At 62.9% G+C, this 16,884-nt stretch carries 12 protein-coding genes and 2 pseudogenes; 8 read left to right on the top strand and 6 right to left on the bottom strand.

Annotated elements, in window-relative coordinates:
* Positions 1-49: 49 nt before the first annotated feature.
* The 4 genes and pseudogenes from zwf to pgl all read left to right on the top strand — a co-directional run bounded on the left by zwf (position 50) and on the right by pgl (position 3,429).
* Positions 50-1,603, top strand: coding sequence for a glucose-6-phosphate dehydrogenase (zwf, locus tag KIH76_RS08450; RefSeq protein ID WP_219070325.1), 1,554 nt, complete (start codon positions 50-52; stop codon positions 1,601-1,603).
* Positions 1,600-1,801 (top strand): annotated as a pseudogene (locus KIH76_RS11790) (glucose-6-phosphate dehydrogenase assembly protein OpcA); the annotation flags it as partial. The gene zwf and the pseudogene KIH76_RS11790, both read left to right, overlap by 4 nt.
* Positions 1,783-2,586 (top strand): glucose-6-phosphate dehydrogenase assembly protein OpcA, encoded by an 804-nt coding sequence (locus KIH76_RS08445; protein ID WP_420829269.1) that lies wholly within the window; start codon positions 1,783-1,785, stop codon positions 2,584-2,586. The pseudogene KIH76_RS11790 and the gene KIH76_RS08445, both read left to right, overlap by 19 nt.
* A gap of 42 nt (positions 2,587-2,628) precedes the next feature.
* Positions 2,629-3,429 carry a 6-phosphogluconolactonase gene (pgl, locus tag KIH76_RS08440; protein WP_219070324.1) on the top strand — a complete coding sequence of 267 codons (801 nt, stop codon included), beginning with the start codon at positions 2,629-2,631 and terminating at the stop codon, positions 3,427-3,429.
* Between the two features lie 225 nt (positions 3,430-3,654).
* On the opposite strand, the gene gndA is transcribed toward pgl, so the two are convergent.
* From gndA to KIH76_RS08425, 3 genes are all read right to left on the bottom strand, one after another.
* Positions 3,655-5,103, bottom strand: a complete 1,449-nt coding sequence (gndA, locus tag KIH76_RS08435) for an NADP-dependent phosphogluconate dehydrogenase (protein ID WP_219070323.1) — start codon at positions 5,101-5,103, stop codon at positions 3,655-3,657.
* A 218-nt stretch (positions 5,104-5,321) separates the two neighbouring features.
* The gene (locus KIH76_RS08430; protein WP_163231809.1) at positions 5,322-6,656 is read right to left on the bottom strand and encodes a gluconate:H+ symporter; all 1,335 of its coding nucleotides are present in this window, start codon (positions 6,654-6,656) and stop codon (positions 5,322-5,324) included.
* Positions 6,657-6,694: 38 nt separating this feature from the next.
* Positions 6,695-7,468, bottom strand: a complete 774-nt coding sequence (locus KIH76_RS08425; RefSeq protein ID WP_214372374.1) for an SDR family NAD(P)-dependent oxidoreductase — start codon at positions 7,466-7,468, stop codon at positions 6,695-6,697.
* Between the two features lie 332 nt (positions 7,469-7,800).
* Between KIH76_RS08425 and KIH76_RS08420 the strand changes: the two genes are divergently transcribed.
* Both KIH76_RS08420 and KIH76_RS08415 read left to right on the top strand, forming a co-directional pair.
* Complete coding sequence (locus tag KIH76_RS08420; RefSeq protein ID WP_214372375.1) at positions 7,801-8,823, top strand: LacI family DNA-binding transcriptional regulator; 1,023 nt, start codon at positions 7,801-7,803, stop codon at positions 8,821-8,823.
* Positions 8,824-8,979: 156 nt separating this feature from the next.
* Positions 8,980-10,038, top strand: coding sequence for a bile acid:sodium symporter family protein (locus tag KIH76_RS08415; RefSeq protein WP_214372376.1), 1,059 nt, complete (start codon positions 8,980-8,982; stop codon positions 10,036-10,038).
* A gap of 203 nt (positions 10,039-10,241) precedes the next feature.
* Here KIH76_RS08415 and KIH76_RS08410 read toward each other — a convergent pair whose 3' ends face one another.
* Positions 10,242-11,429, bottom strand: coding sequence for a pyridoxal phosphate-dependent aminotransferase (locus KIH76_RS08410; protein WP_219070322.1), 1,188 nt, complete (start codon positions 11,427-11,429; stop codon positions 10,242-10,244).
* 259 nt (positions 11,430-11,688) lie between these two features.
* Positions 11,689-12,204 (bottom strand): annotated as a pseudogene (locus tag KIH76_RS08405) (very short patch repair endonuclease); the annotation flags it as partial.
* 85 nt (positions 12,205-12,289) lie between these two features.
* Between KIH76_RS08405 and KIH76_RS08400 the strand changes: the two are divergent.
* Positions 12,290-13,345, top strand: a complete 1,056-nt coding sequence (locus KIH76_RS08400; RefSeq protein ID WP_219070321.1) for a Gfo/Idh/MocA family protein — start codon at positions 12,290-12,292, stop codon at positions 13,343-13,345.
* Between the two features lie 715 nt (positions 13,346-14,060).
* Entirely contained in the window at positions 14,061-15,305 is a 1,245-nt protein-coding gene (locus tag KIH76_RS08395) for a tyrosine-type recombinase/integrase (protein WP_219070320.1), read from the top strand.
* A 238-nt stretch (positions 15,306-15,543) separates the two neighbouring features.
* Here KIH76_RS08395 and tet(40) read toward each other — a convergent pair whose 3' ends face one another.
* The gene (tet(40), locus tag KIH76_RS08390) at positions 15,544-16,728 is read right to left on the bottom strand and encodes a tetracycline efflux MFS transporter Tet(40) (protein ID WP_033495414.1); all 1,185 of its coding nucleotides are present in this window, start codon (positions 16,726-16,728) and stop codon (positions 15,544-15,546) included.
* Between the last annotated feature and the right edge of the window lie 156 nt (positions 16,729-16,884).

The raw sequence follows: 16,884 nt of genomic DNA, 5'->3' as shown, positions 1-16,884 counted from the left end.
CTTCGCCCAGCTCGAAACTCCCGGGCGCGCCGCCGGCGAGACCACTAGGATGACTCGTATGAGCGATTCAACACCAACCGAGTGGGTCAACCCACTGCGCGACCCGCGCGACCTACGTCTGCCGCGCATCGCAGGCCCGTGCAGCATCGTGATCTTCGGCGTGACCGGCGACCTGTCACGCAAGAAGCTGCTGCCCGCCATCTACGACCTCGCCAACCGAGGCCTCCTGCCGCCGAGCTTCGGCCTGACCGGCTTCGCCCGCCGCGACTGGACCGAGGACCATTTCAAGGATTTCGTGCGCGAGAACGTGATCGCGCACTGCCGTACCCCGTTCAAGGAGTCCACGTGGACGCAGCTGGCGGCCGGCATCCGCTTCGTGCAGGGCACGTTCGACGATCCGAAGGCGTTCGAGCGGCTGTCGAACACGGTTGCCGAACTCGACCGCGACCGCGGCACGCGCGGCAACCATGCGTTCTACATGTCGGTGCCGCCGCGCGCGTTCCCGATTGTGGCGCGTCAGCTGGCCGACTGCGGCCTGTCGCGCTCTTCCGAGGGCGCGTGGCGTCGCGTGATCATCGAGAAGCCGTTCGGCCATGATCTCGAAAGCGCGAAGGAGCTCGACCGCGTCGTCTCCGAGGTGTTCGACCCGTCGAGCGTGTTCCGCATCGACCACTATCTCGGCAAGGAGACCGTGCAGAACATCCTTGCGCTGCGCTTCGCGAACGCGATGTACGAGCCGATCTGGAACGCGAACTACGTCGACCATGTGCAGATCACGATGGCCGAGGACATCGGCGTCGCCGGTCGTGCCGGCTACTACGACGGCATCGGCGCGGCCCGCGACATCATCCAGAACCACCTGCTGCAGCTGCTTGCGCTCACCGCGATGGAGGAGCCGGTCTCGTTCGCCGCGTCCGATTTGATCGCCGAGAAGACGAAGATCCTCTCCGCGGTCCGTCTGCCGCGCGATCTGGCCGCGCACACCGCCCGAGGACAGTACGCGGCCGGCTGGCAGGGCTCGCACGAGGTCGTCGGCTACTTGGAGGAGAAGGGCATCGACCCGTCGTCCACGACCGAAACGTACGCGGCGATCCGGCTCGATCTCGATACGCGCCGCTGGGCCGGCGTGCCGTTCTATCTGCGTACCGGCAAGCGTCTGGGCAAGCGCGTGACCGAGATCGCGGTCGTGTTCAAGCGCGCGCCGCACCTGCCGTTCGAGTCGACGGCGACGCGCGAGCTCGGCAAGAACGCGATCGTGATCCGTGTGCAGCCCGACGAGGGCGTGACGATGCGGTTCGGCGCGAAGGTGCCGGGCGGCACGTCGATGGAGGTGCGTGACGTGTCGATGGACTTCAGTTACGGCCGTTCGTTCACCGAATCGTCGCCGGAAGCGTACGAACGGTTGATTCTGGACGTGTTGCTCGGCGATCCGCCGCTGTTCCCGACGACCAAGGAGGTCGACCTGAGCTGGGAGATCCTCGATCCGATCGAGGACTTCTGGTCGACGCTCGGCCAGCCGCAGCCGTACCGCGCAGGTACGTGGGGACCGGAAGAGGCCGATGAGATGCTCGCCCGCGATGGACGCCATTGGAGGATGCCATGATTATCGATATGCCGAACACGCGGACCCGTGAGATCTCGCGCAAGATCGACGAACTGCACGAGGAGCGCGGCGAGTCCGCGACCGGTCGCGTGCTCACGTTGCTCATTTCGACCAACGAGGATGAGCTGGAGCATGCGCTGGAATTGGCGAATGCGGCGAGCCGCGAGCATCCGTGCCGTGTGATCGCGATCAGCCCGAAGCGTGGGGCGGCCGCGGCGGGCGGTCAGAAGGGCGCGGTGGCCGAGAACGATGCCGACGCGCAGGACGAGGAGTCGAACCTCGACGCGCAGGTGCGTTTCGGCGCGGATGCCGGCGCGGGCGAGATCATCGTGCTGCATCCGCGCGGCGGACTCGTGCACCATCAGGACACGCTGGTGATTCCGCTGCTCGTGCCGGACGCGCCCGTGGTGGCGTGGTGGCCGACCGAGGCGCCGGCGAACCCGTCGAAGGATCTGCTCGGCGCGATGGCCCGCACGCGCATCACCGATGCGATGCGCTCGTCGAACCCGTACCGCACGATCGCCGACCTGCGCCGCAACCGTTCGTCCAAGAACGTGGACCTGTCGTGGACGCGACTGACCGTGTGGCGCGCGATGCTGGCGACGATGCTCGACCAGCCGCCGCACCTGCCGATCAGCACCGTGCGCGTGACCGGCCCGAAGGGCTTCCTGCCGATGGACATGCTGGCCGCGTGGCTGCGGCTGCGGCTCAACGTGCCGGTGACGGTGGAGGATGTGCCGGGCGCGACCGCAGTGACCGGCGTGTATCTGACCCGTTCCGACGGTGTGCTGAGCCTGGAGCGGCCGGATGCGGATGGCGGCGTGGCCGTGATCAGCATGCCGGGCGCTTCGCCGCAGACGATCAGCGTACCCGCCCGCACGCTCGAGGAATGCCTGAGCGAGGAGCTGCGCCGACTCAACCCCGATGAGGTCTACGCCGAGGTCATCACCGAAGGCTGGGACCTCATCCACCCCACCGACTGACGCGGTATCGGCCTACGGCCGATTCCTTACCCAAGGAATGACATGACCAATCGTAAAACCATCATCTATCGCGATCCGACCATCCTCGCGCAGGCCGTGGCCGCGCGTACGCTGCTGACGATCGGCGATCTGTTGGCCGAACCGGGCCGCACGCGCGTCGACATCGCCGTGACCGGCGGCACCGACGGCAACCGCGTCTTCCACGAACTGCTGGCCAGCCCGCTCACCGAAGCGGTCGACTGGTCGCGCGTGCACCTCTGGTGGGGCGACGAACGGTTCGTCGCCGCCGACAGCGACGACCGCAACGTCAAGCAGGCCCGCGGCGAGTTCCTCGATGCAATGACCGGCGCCGGACTGCTGCCCGAGGCGAACATCCACCCGATGCCGGCCGACACGCGTTCCGCCGATGAGATCGCGGCCGCCTCCCCCAAGGAAACCGATGCCGTGCTCGCTGCCGCTGCGGCCGAATATCAAGCCGAACTGGTCGCGGAACTCGGGTCCGAACCGGCGCTGGACATCGCGATGTTCGGCATGGGGCCGGACGCGCATTTCGCGTCGCTGTTCCCCGGACTGCCGCAGGTGCTCATCGATGACCCGCATGTGCTGGTCGCCGGCGTGCGCGACTCCCCCAAACCGCCGCCGCTGCGCCTGACGCTCACCGTGCCGATGATCGCCCGGTCGCGCCACACGTGGGTGTTCACCTCCGAGGAACGCAAGGCCCCGGCCGTAGCTGCGGCATTCGCCCAGCCGCGCAACCCGCAGGCCCCCAGCTCCTTCGCCGACGGTCAGGAACTCCTCTGGCTCATCGACAAGGGCGCGGCAAGCAGGCTGCCCCGCGAATAGGTCTTGTCATTTCGAGCGAGCGGGTATTACGTTCCTCTTGTCATTTCGAGCGAGCGCAGCGAGTCGAGAAATCTTTCAAAGCGGCTGGCCGCAAGAGATTTCTCCGCTCGCTGACGCTCGGTCGAAATGACACGGTTGAGGTCATAAACGACGAGTGGCGGTTTCTTCCACTGAGCATGTGCCCAGTGGGAGAAACCGCCACTATCTATATCAGATCAGAAGCGATCAGGCTTCGATCTCTTCGCGATCCTTAGTGGCCCAGAGCGTGTGGAATGCACCCGGCATGTCGACGCGCTGGTAGGTGTGGGCACCGAAGTAGTCGCGCTGGCCCTGGATCAGGGCGGCAGGCAGACGCTTCGAGCGCAGGCCGTCGAAGTACTCGAGCGAGGAGGCGAACACCGGAACCGGCACGCCGAAGGAGATCGCGCGGGTCACGACGCGACGCCACGAGGTCTGCGCGGTCTCGATCGCATCCTTGAAGTACGGCGCGAACAGCAGGGAGACGTTGGCCTCGCCGGACTCGAACGCATCGGAGATGCGGTTGAGGAACTTCGCGCGGATGATGCAGCCGCCGCGCCAGATACGCGCCACCGCGGCCAGATCGATCTTCCAGTCGTACACCTTTGCGGCCTCGGTGATCTCGTTGAAGCCCTGCGCGTACGCGACGATCTTGGACGCGTACAGCGCCTCGCGGATGTCGTTGATGAACGCGGCCTTCTCGGCGGAATCCATCGGCACCACGCCTTCCGGGCCCTCGAACGCCTGCTTCTGGGCCTCGGCGCGCAGCTCGCTCTGGCCGGACAGGCCACGGGCGAACACGGCCTCGGCGATGCCGGTCACCGGCACGGCCAGGTCAAGCGCGGACTGCACGGTCCACGTACCGGTGCCCTTCATGCCGGCGTGGTCGACGATCACGTCGACAAGCGGCTTGCCGGTCTTCTTGTCGACCTGGTGCAGCACGTCCGCGGTGATCTCGATCAGGTACGAGTTCAGCTCGGTCTTGTTCCACTCCTCGAACACGTCGCCGATCTCGGTCGGGGTCATGCCCAGCGCACGACGCATCAGATCGTAGCTTTCGGAGATGAGCTGCATGTCGGAGTATTCGATGCCGTTGTGCACCATCTTGACGAAGTGGCCGGCGCCGTTCTCGCCGATGTGCGTGACGCACGGCTCGCCCTCGGCCTTCGCCGCGATCGACTCAAAGATCGGCTTCAAGGTCTGCCAGGACTCCTCGGAGCCGCCGGGCATCATGGACGGTCCGAGCAGCGCGCCTTCCTCGCCGCCGGAGACGCCACAGCCGACGAAGTGCATGCCGCGCGCGGAGATGGCCTTCTCGCGACGGATCGTGTCCGGGAAGTGGGCGTTGCCCGCGTCCACGATGATGTCGCCCGGCTCCATGAGATCGGCGAGCTGGTTGATCATGTCGTCGGTCGGTTCGCCGGCCTTGACCATGATGATCGCGGTGCGCGGCTTCTTCAGCGAGTCCACGAACTCGGCCATCGTCTTGGCCGGGAAGAACTGGCCTTCGTCACCGTGCTCGGCGATGAGCTTCTCGGTGCGCGAGTAGTGGCGGTTGAACACGGCCACCTTGTTGCCGTGGCGTGCGAGGTTGCGGGCGAGGCTGGCACCCATCGCGGCAAGACCGACAACGCCGACGTTTGCTTCAGCGGACATTGTTATCCTTTCGAATATTTGGCATACATATTCCATAGATCAGTCTATAACCCGGCCGCACCAATCGGCCATGCCCACGGCAAAAACCGGCAACGGCCGCATGCGACCGAAGACTGCCGTCTCCGCCGCATGCGACCGGCCGATCCAATTGATCCGACCGATGCGACCGGCCGATCCAAGCGGCACGACCGAACCGACCAAGCCGATACGGCGGCCGTTCAGACGAACAGCGACAGGCCGAGCACGGAGACCAGGCCCATCACCGACATAACCGTCGTCGCGGTCGTCCACGACATGAACGTCTCCTTCAGCGACAGTCCGAAGTACTCCTTGATCATCCAGAATCCGGCATCGTTGACATGGTCGGCGATCACCGATCCGGCCCCGACCGCCAGCACCATGAGCGCGGGGTTCACGGTGGTCATCGTCATGAGCGGCGCAACCAGTCCGGCCGCGGTCAGCGAGGCGACGGTGGCCGAACCGAGGCAGACGCGCAGCACGGCGGCGACGAGCCATGCGGCGATCAGCGGCGGCATGTTGATGTTCTGGAACAGCGTGGAGACATAATCGGAGATGCCGCCATCGACCAGCACCTGCTTGAATGCGCCGCCACCACCGATGATGAGCAGCATCATGGCGATCTGCTTGACCGACTCGGTCATCGACTGCGCGATTTCAGGCATCTTCTTGCCGCGAGCGAAGCCCATGCTCCACACGGCGAACAACATCGACAGCAGCATGGCGGTATCCGGCGCACCGATCGCCTGGATCACCTCGTTGACGAGGGCGTCCTTCGGCAGCGTGAACGAGCAGACGGTGGCGACGGCGATGAGCAGCACCGGCATCATGGAGGTGAGCACGGAGATGCCGAACCCCGGGGTTTCATCCTCGGAGAACTCCTTGAACTCGCCAAGCACGGCGATGTCGAAGTTCTTGCGGTACAGGCCCGGCTTGATGCGGTGCAGCAGCATGTTGAACAGTGGACCGGCAACGATCACGGTCGGGATGGACACGATGATGCCGAACAGCAGCACATGGCCCATGTTCGCGCCGAGCGTTTCGGTGATGGCGGTCGGAGCGGGGTGCGGCGGCAGGAACGCATGCGCCACGTTGAGCGTGATCGCCATCGGGATGCCGAGGAACATGAGCGGCATGTCGAGCTCACGCGCAATGACGAAGATGATCGGCAGCAGCACGACCAGACCGACCTCGAAGAACAGCGCGATGCCGACGATGAACGACGCGACGACCACCGCGATCTGGATGTGTTTGCGGCCAAAGCGGTTGATCAGCGTCATGGCGATGCGGTGCCCGCCGCCCGAATCCGAGACGAGCTTGCCGAGCATCGATCCGAAACCGAAGATAATGGCGAGGTGGCCAAGCTGGCCGCCGATGCCGGTCTCAATGGTGGAGGGGATCTTGTCGACCGGGATCTGCAGTACCAGCGCGGTGAGGAACGCGGTGATGATCAGCGAGACGAACGTGTTGAGCTTGACCTTGACGATCAGGAAAATAAGCACTGCGACGGCGCAGGCCACGATGAGCAATGGCATGGGACTTCCTTATCCGTTGACGTTTCGATCGCTGCAGATTAACGCAGCAGGTAGCCGCCGTCGACCGGCAGCATGACGCCATTGATGTAGTTGGACGCATCGGAGCACAGGAACACCATCGCGCCCATCAGCTCGCGCGGTTCGGCCCAGTGACCGGCCGGAATGTGTTCGCGGATCTCGACGCTGCGGACCGGGTCCTCCTGCAAGGCCTTGGTCATCGGCGTGTTGATGTAGCCGGGGGCGAGGCCGTTGACCTGGATGTTGTACGGAGCGAGCGCGTCGGCGTAGGCGCGGGTCAGGCCCATCACGGCGTGCTTGCTGGCGGCGTACGGGTAGATGAACTTGCCGGCTCGGTAGGACTGCATGGATCCGATGTTCACGATCTTGCCGCGGTTCTGCTTGATCATGACCTTGGCGACCTCATGCGACAGATAGTACAGCGCGTTGAGGTTGAGGTTGATCACGGCCTGCCAGTCTTCGTCCGGAAAATCGACGAGGTCGTGGCGACGCTGCATGCCGGCGTTGTTGATGAGCACGTCGATGCGGCCGAATTCCTCGAGCGCCTTGTCCACGATCTTCTTGGCGGCACCGGGCTCGGTGATGTCCTGCTGCATGAAGACCACGCGGCGGCCGTTCGCCTCGACCGCCTTACGGGTCTCCTCCCAGCCACGCTGCTCGTTGGCGACGACGAACACGTCGGCGCCGACCTTGCTCACGGCCTGCGTGTAATACTCGCCCAGACCGCTGGCGCCGCCGGTGATAAGCACGACTTTGTCGGTCAGTTCGAAGGTGTGAATCGAAAACTCTTCCATGATCATTGCTCCTCGTCGATGATGGAGGTTCGGCGTGCCGGTTGGGTTCGGTTTCCCAACGTTCATCGCAGCCGATGCCGATGTGTTGCAGTTAGGTATATCGTTGCCCCTAGCTTACGTCAACCGCTGACGTTCGCCGTGGTGTATCGATACCCCAAAGCATATGACCGACGATTGACGAAGTCAAGTCGGATGGTGTATCGTTTTCCTCGACGATCGGAAAACGGCGGATTCACTGGCGTCCGTCGGAGTGTCGCACCGCCGACACGCACGGCGCCACGCAGCATGCGGCATACGGAGCGCATGCACAACCCATACGGAAAGGACCGCATATGGCCAAGGTGACCATCGCCGACATCGCCCGCGAATCGCAGGTGTCCGTGACCACCGTCTCGCGCTACCTCAACGGCAACTACGGCAAGATGAGCGCCGCCACCAGAACACGCGTCCAGGAGACCATCGAACGGCTCGACTACCATCCCAACGCATCCGCGCAGCGCATGCGCCAACAGCACACGCATATCGTCGGCGTCATCGTCGCCGACATCTCGAACGTCTTCTCGTCGCTGCTCTTCAAGGGAATCTACAACGAGCTGGAACCGGCCGGCTACGACGTCATGCTCATGAACTCGAACAATTCGCTCGGCGAAGAGCACGATGACATCGACCGACTGCTCTCGCAACGTGCCGACGGACTGATCATCCAACCGAACGCAAGGACCGCCGCCGCATACGAATCCGTCATCAGTGCGCGCAAGCCGCTCGTGCTCGTCGACCGCGAGCCCGACGAACGCCCCGCCGGTATCAGCCAGATCGTCGCCGACAACAGCGAATCCTGTCATCGGCTCGGACTCGAACTCGCGCAACGCGGGTACGACAACATCGTCGTCTGCAGCCGCATCCGCAGCGAGATCTCCGCGCAGACCAAACGAGTCGAAGGCTTCCGCGCGGCCGCCGAGGAAAGCCACCGGTTCATGGTTCACATCGAGGTCGCCTCCAACGACGTCGACTGGCTGACGCGCGAACTGTCGGTGACGCTCGGTCATCTGCATGGCCGCACCGTCGTCATCTCACTGATGGGACCATTGCTGTTCGACTTGCTCGCCGCATTGCGCACGCTGGACATCACGTTCCCCGACGACATTGGCTTGGTCAGTTTCGACGACTGGCAATGGTCGCAATACGTGCGGGACGGCATCTATCTGCTTGAGCAGGATCCTCAGGCACTCGGCCAGGCCGCAGCACGCAACCTACTCGACCAGATTCGCGCCGGTTCGTCGCCGGACGGTGACCCATACGCCGCCAGCGACGTCATCACGTTGCCGGTACGCACGGTATCCGCGCCATCAATCTAAATCGTTCACCACGACACCATTACGTAACACGATCCTTAACACAACGTTCACAACGTGAGACGCGCGAGAACAATCGGACGCAGACTCTTACGATGTTCGGGTACATCCGCAAAACGGACAACGTATTCCACAGTTGTATTAAGAGAGAGATTTTCGATGGAAAACGTGAAGAAATTCGCCGATTGGCTGACCAAGTGGTTCACGGCGATCGTGGTCGTGTGGGCCGTGTTCAACTACTTCGTGCCGCAGGCAAGCCTGTGGGGCAAGCCGTACACCGGCTACATGCTCGGCATCGTGCTGTTCGGCATGGGCCTGACGCTGACGCTCGACGACTTCAAGCGAATCCTCACCCAGCCGCTCATGGTCATCGTCGGCACGATCGCGCACTTCGTGATCATGCCGCTCATCGCCGTGCTGCTGTGCTGGATCTTCCGCCTCGACGGCCCGCTGGCCGTCGGCGTGATCCTCGTCGGCTGCTGCCCGTCCGGCACCTCCTCCAACGTGATGAGCTACCTGTCGCGCGGCGACGTGGCGCTCGACGTGTCGATCGGCATCCTGTCGACCCTGTGCGCGCCGTTCATGATCCCGCTGCTGATGCAGTGGTTGGCCTCCCAGTATGTGACCGTGCCGGTCGAGTCCCTGTTCCTCAACGCCGTCAAGGTCGTGCTCTTCCCGATCGCCCTCGGCGTGATCTGCCACATGATCTTCGGCAAGAAGATCGAGACCATCACCGTCGCCCTGCCGATCGTCTCCCAGGTCGCCATCCTGCTCATCATCGGCGTGGTCGTCGCGGTCAACGGTTCGAAGCTGTTCGTCGCCTCCTCGCTCATGGCCATCCCGGTCGTCATCCTGCACAACCTCTCCGGCTACGCGCTGGGCTTCGGCTTCTCCAAGCTCATGTACAAGATCTACCCGAAGGGCTTCCGTTACGCGCAGCAGAAGGCCATCACCTTCGAGGTGGGCATGCAGGACTCCGCGCTGGGCGCGACCCTGGCGCTGACCTCGTTCGCCTCCAACCCGATCGCGGCCGTGCCGTCCACGTTCTTCTCCGTGTGGCACAACATCTCCGGCTCCATCCTCTCCAGCTGGTGGCGCAACCACGATGACCGCCACGAGATCCACTGGGATTCCGACAACGGCGAGAAGGGTTCCGCCAAGGACGCGACCAGCGAACACGCGTTCGACGCCGACAAGAAGGCCGCCGCGGCCAAGTGAGTTCTCCTCGCCGCAGCCTTATGCGTGAGGCCGTAACTCAACAGTAGCGAACGTCTACTGTCGGGTTACGGCCTTTTTCATGCCCGAAAACGGCCGTAACCCGACAGGATCTGCGTCCTACTGTTGAGTTACGGCCGCTATGCGAGCGCAGCGAGCCTTGGCTCCCTCGGCTGAGGGAGCCAAGATTCGCCTAATGCGAGCGGCTACAGCGTCTTGACGAATTCGCCCAGCCGGCGCAGCCCCTCGGCGAGCGCCTCGCGCGACGCCGCATACGACAGGCGCACATGCGTGTCGGCCGTGGCCGGCCCGAAATCACGCCCCGGGGTGAGCGCCACATGTGCCTCGTTCAGCGCACGTTCGCAGAACGTCCACGCGTCCAATCCGGTCGAGGAGATGTTGAAGTACGCGTAGAACGCGCCGTTCGGCTCCACCTCGAGCGGCAGTCCGATCTCGCGCAGCCCGTCGACCACGATGCGCCGACGCGCCAGCAGCTCCTGCCGCCGCTCCTCGCATACCGCAAGGCTTTCGGGCGTGAAGCACGCCACGGCCGCATGCTGGGTGGGCGTGTGCGCGCACAGGTAGAAGTTCGTGGCAAGGTCGTCCACCGCCTCGATCGTGTTCTCCGGAATCACGGCCCAGCCGAGCCGCCAGCCGGTCATGCCGAAGAACTTCGAGAAGCTGTTGCATACGATCGCATCCGGGTCGGCGAGCAGCACGGACCGCACCTCGCTGCCGTCCGCCTCTCGGTCGGCTAGGTCAAGATACGTCTCGTCCACGATGCGCCACGCGCCACGCTCACGCGCCAGATCGCACACGGCCTTCAGCGTGTCGAATTCGATCGTCGTGCCGGTCGGGTTCGACGGCGACGTGATCATCACGGCCTTCGTATGCTCGCTCCACGCGCTGTCCACGAGTTCCGGTGTCAGGTGGAATCGGGTCGCCGCGCCGGTCGGCACGTCCACCACGGTGCCGCCGAACGAGCGCACCAGCTCACGGTTGCACGGGTACGACGGGTCGGCGATGATCACCTCGTCGCCCGGATCGACGGTCAGCGCGGTCGCCAGCAGCAGCGCCGCCGAGCCGCCCGACGTGATCACGATGCGCTTCGGGTCGATCTCGACGCCGTGTTTGGTCCGGTAGAAGTCCGCGATCGCACGGCGCAGTTCCGGCAGACCGAACGCGGCGGTGTACGGCAACGGACGGCCGTCGTACTGCTCGCGCATCGCCTCGCGCACGGCCGGCGGCGCACCGAAGTCCGGCTCCCCCAAGCTGAGCTTGACCACATCGACGCCGTTCGCGATCATATTGTCGGCCTTCTCGCCGAACACCATCGCGCGGAACGGCTGCGCCTCGCGCGCCCGCTGCGCCATCACCGGCTGCCTGTCTGCCATATCACGCTTCCTTTCGTTCGTTTCCGTTCCCGATTCTAGTGTCGTGCGCGTCGATCGTGCCGATTATGCCCGTTTCCGACGGCCGCGGATCGGTCGAATCGTCCACGCCGTCAGCCGTCGCGCCGCTGCCGGCCGTCGCATCGCCGTCATCCGTCGTTCCGCCAAGCGGCACGTCACCGTCATCCATCGCCGTCACATCGCCGTCAGCAGACCCGCCGCCAGCCGCATCACCAGTCGACCCGCCGCCGGCCGCTCCCGTAATCTCGCGCACCAACCGCGCCAACCGCTCCTCGCGCACCGGTTTCGCCAGCTCGCACTCCCACACGACGATCACCTTCCAGCCGGCCGCCCGCAGTTCGGCATGCTGCCGCACGTCGCGGTCGTGGTTGCGCACGAGCTTCGCACTCCAGAATTCGACGTTCGACTTGGGCATGGAATGCTTCGCACAGCCCTCGTGCATGTGCCAGAAACAGCCGTTGACGAACACGATGGTGCGGTATTTCGGCAATACGACGTCCGGATGGCCGGGGTAGCGTTTGTCGTTCTTGCGAAAGCGCAGTCCGTGGCGGAACAGGTAGCTGCGCACGAGCACCTCGATCTTCGTGTCCTTGCCGCGGATGTGCGACATGGTGTAGCTGCGCGTGCCGCGTTCGTACCGTTCGGGTTGGGTGGACCGGCCGCGACCGGACCAACCGGATCGGCCGGACTGTCGGGGCGCACGCTTGGCCGTTCGATCGGACGACTGACCGGCTGTTCGCTTGGATTGACTGTTCACGAGATTCCATTATTACCCGTGCGGATTCTAGAATGGTACTGTTTGCGATTCCATCACATGCAACAACACGATTCAAGGAGGAACGATGAGCCGACTGAACGGACGCCGGGCCGAGGCCGAGGCGCAGGGACTGAAGGTGAAGGTGGCGATTCTCGGCGCGGGCCGCATCGCGATCCACATGGCCGAGACGCTGGTGAAGATGGCCGCCGACCCGCGCTATGCCGGGCTGGTCGAGCCGTACGCGGTGGCCGCCCGCGACGGGGAGCGCGCCGCCGCGTTCGCCGCCAAGTACGGGTTCCCGGTGTCGTACGGCTCCTATGACGAGCTGCTGGCCGACCCGGACGTGGATCTCGTGTACATCGCCACGCCGCACAGCCTGCACGCCGAGCAGGGCATCGCGTGTCTGCGGGCGGGCAAAAACGTGCTGGTGGAGAAATCGTTCACCGCGAACACGGCGCAGGCGCGTGACCTACTGGCCGTGGCCGACGAGACGGGACTGCTGTGCACGGAGGCGATCTGGACGCGGTACATGCCGTCGCGCGCGATCATCGACGACGTGGTGGCGTCCGGCGTGATCGGCGAGGTGCAGTCGATCGCGGCGAACCTGTGCTATCCGGTGGCCGGCAAGGCTCGTATGACCGATCCGGCGCTGGCCGGCGGTGCGCTGCTCGACGTCGGCGTGTATCCGCTGAACTTCATCGACATGGTGATGGGCGGGCATGGCGACGTGGCGATCGACCGGGTGGAGACGTCGATGATGCCGTATGAGACGGGCGTGGACGCGCAGAATGCCACGACGATCTACTATGCGAACGGCGTGATGGCGTCGGCGCAGTCGTCCATGCTGGCCGCGTCCGACCGCGGCGGCTATATCTGGGGCGAGCGCGGGTACATCGTGTGCCGGAACATCAACAACGTCGAGGCGGTCGACGTGTACGGGCTGGATCATCTGCCTCTCGCGCACTACGACGTGCCGGAGCAGCTGACCGGTTACGAATACGAGGTGGCGGCCGCGGCGAATGCGATTCTCGATGGACTGGGCGAATGCGCCGAAATGCCGCACTCCGACACGTTGCGCATCATGGAACTGATGGACGTGCTGCGTGGCAAGTGGGGCCTGCGTTACCCGTTCGAGGGGTAAGCCGATTATTAGCGCAACTATTCTCGGAAAACAGCCCACTGTTCCCGGAATAGTTGCGCTAAGCCGGCGCCAGTGCAACTTTTCTCGGAAAACACCCCATTCGTCCGAGAATAGTTGCGCTGGCAACGTTCCAGTGCAACTATTCTCGGAAAGCGCCGTTCATTTCCCGGAATTGTTGCGCCGTACAGATGCCCATCGAGGTGGCATAGTCCCATCCCTATAACTTGGCGACAGAGTCAGGATGCATCAGGACGGTACCAAAACGGTACCAAAACGGCTTCCGGCAAGAAACAGAAAAGCGCCGAAACCATTGAGTTTCAGCGCTTTTCGTGGCAGTCAGCCATCGTACCCCCAGAGAGGGGGATACGAAAGGCAATTGCCTCAAGCGCAAACGGCAAATCCTTCAAATGTATATTTACTTATTATCAATCTGAATCTTAAGTATAGCAACGATTCCCGCTTCCTTCCGGTAGACACGCGAGCGGTGTTGCTCCTTAGCGTCATCTTCATGCGGCTGATGGTCGAAACGACCTGTGACGAGTGATCGAATCATCCTAAACCCCAATGATTGCAATGCCTAAGGTGCCGTAGGTGCATTTTTAGGTGCAATGGTTCGCCGAGAGCCCATTCGGCCACTTGGTGGCATTTTTGGTGGCATTTTTCCGAGGCCGTTATGCGTGCCATCGATCCTGGATTCAGCACAAGGAGCATCATCATGTCCGCAAGGACGAAGAAGGACAGTATGGGGCCGTCGCCGGAGCGGCGGAGCAGGTTCGGCACCGTGACGCCGCGCTACGACGCCGCGGGCAATCTCATCGCCTGGCAGGTGCGCTACCCGGACCCGAAGCGCCCGGGCAAGAAGGTCCAGCGTCAGTTCAAGCCGGACATGGAGCATGAGGCGCATCAGTGGCTCGAAAAGGAACGGCATCTGGTGGAACTGGACCGCAAGAACATCCAGGAATGGGTCCATCCGTCCGAACGCCGTCGCAGGAAGCGCGCGAGCCTTATCTCGTTCGAGGATTACGTGGCCCGGTGGGCGGAGGGATACCGGCTGCCGAACGGCGAGAGGATAGCCGGCGGCACGCGCCGGAACCTGTATCTCGACATCGCGCACTTCATGCCGGGCTTCAAGGGCAAGCTCCTGACCGAGATCACGCCGAAGGACATCAAACGCTGGTACGATGCGCCGCACCCCGAGGGGCAATGGGCGTTCCGTCGCTCATGCATGCGTCTGAAGGCGGCGTTCGCCAGCGCCACGAAGATGGGCATGGACGGCTCCCCGCCGCTGATCCGTGATAACCCGTTCATTCTGCCCATACCACCCGCACCGCGATCCGCCAGGGAGGACGTTCCGCCGGTCACGCCGCTGGAACTCAAACTGATCGCGGAGAACATGCCCGACTACACGAGACTGGCGGTGATACTCGCCACGCTCGTCGGAGGCCTCCGTTGCGGCGAGCTGTGCGGCCTGCAGGTCAAGGACATCGACCTGAAGGCCAAACGCCTGACCGTGCGCCATTCCGTCAACAGGGGCTATACGGATTGCGGTTCGACACGCATCGCCAGGACCAAGACCGACTCCAGCCGACGCACCGTACCCATCCCCGACGGGCTCGTTCCCCTGATTCACGACCATCTGCTCAGACACTGCGAATGGACGGACCAGGAAGCCATGGTCTTCCGCCCCAGACGAGCCTCGGTGATGAGCCAGACCACTTTGGAAGCCCAGTTCCGCAAAGCCAGGGAGAAAGCCGGCCGACCCGATCTGACCTTCCAATCCTTGAGAGCGAGCCATGCGACCCTGCTCATGCTCAAGGGCGGCACCCTGAGGGAGGTCATGGATGAACTCGGCCACGTCAGCGAGAAGGTCGCCATAAAGCACTACCAGCGCATCGTCGCCCAGCATCGCAACCAGATCGTCAACCAACTCGCCGAAGACTTCATCAAAACAGCACAATGAATAAGACATCGATATAGGTACAGTGTTTGCCAAACCCAACAAAACACAGTTGGAAGAGCACCCAATATGCCGTGAGTCAATGCTCATGTACGGTAAAGTATCACAAGAAAATTATGTCGAATTGACAGCCGCCTCCGCTATACCGAATAAGGAAATAAAGAGTCCTCAAATTTTGCGCTACTAAATGAAGACGAGCGGAAGTAATCTCCCGCTCGTCAGTAAACTTAACTATGCCATATCAATCCCGCTTCTTTCCCGCCACCGGCACTAAGAACAGCGCGGGCAACAGCAGGAAAGCGGTACAGACCAGCCCCCAGGGTATGGACACCTGCTGGGCTACCAGCCCCACAATAGGCCCGCCGATGATCTGCCCGAAAGAGTCCAGCTGTCCGCTGGTGGAAAAGACTGTGGCGCGCATTTTCTCATCCACTTGGTCGTTCATCCAGGCGGCCAGCACAGGCTCCTTGATGGTGCGCATAAGCCCCGCCAGCAGGAACACCAACAACATGAACCAAAAGCTCCGCCCCACCGCGAAGAGAACCAGGCACAGGATATACCCGGCGCTGGTGGACATGGCCACACTGGTTCGGCTGACAGTCCCTTTTTTCTCCATGCGGGCGATGAGCAACTGAGAAGCCAGAATACCTAAGCCGCTGCCGATAAGACTGATAACACCGAACCAAGTGACGCTGTTCAGCGGCCCGATAACGGGTATTACCGTGTCATCCAGAAAATGAGCGGTGGAGAGCCGGTCAAAGCCTTCACTGGCAAGTCCCCCGCATAGTGTGATTGCTAAGAGCGCCAGCAACACAGGTGCGCCTTTCACAAAGCCCAGGTTGAGCTTGAACAGGCAGACAAAGTCTTTAAGCAAGCCCTGCCGTTCCTCAATAGCAGGGGAGAAGTTGGTTTCTGGCATGATGCGAACCATCACCAGCCCCAACAACAAGCACAAACTGCCCCCCAAGATGATAGGCATTTGCAGGTTTATGTTTCCCAGCAGTGTGCCCAGCACCACGCCCAGAACGCCGCCGATTTGCCCCATTTGACTGCCCCGCAGGAACACCTTGTCTATGGGTTTGTCCTCTTCCTCCGAGGCAATCCACGCCTCCAGAGCGCCGGTGATGAAGGTATCACCGCAACCCCAGACAACCTGGGCCAGCAGAACCGGCGCGAACCACGGTAGCGCACCCTCCATCAGAAAGCCCAGGCCGTAGAGGAACATTCCAATCAGCACCGAGCGCCGACGGCTATACAAATCCGCCACCACACCGGTGGGCATCTCGAACAGAAAGCAGGAGGTCTCCAGAACCGTCCCTACCAGGACAAGCTGGAAAGCATCCAGCTGCACCACCTCCAGGTGGTACACGATGGAAAGCACTGTGGACATAGAAACCGCCAGGGAACAGACAAATCGGAACAGCAGGTAGACAGAATATGCCTTTGAATTTTTAGCCGAGGTGCCTCATTTGAAAATGAGCGCGTAATCCGGAGTGGTGCCTCACCTGTGGTGAGCGTGAAATCCTAGTCCGCGTCGGCTTGTGGGGTTTCGTCGTCTTCCGGTTCGACGCCCGCGATCCGG

Origin of the sequence: Bifidobacterium simiiventris (assembly GCF_019331715.1) — a bacterium.
Taxonomy (GTDB): domain Bacteria; phylum Actinomycetota; class Actinomycetes; order Actinomycetales; family Bifidobacteriaceae; genus Bifidobacterium; species Bifidobacterium simiiventris.
Note: the sequence above shows the minus strand (reverse complement) of the source record. Positions and strands in the feature narration are given on the sequence as shown.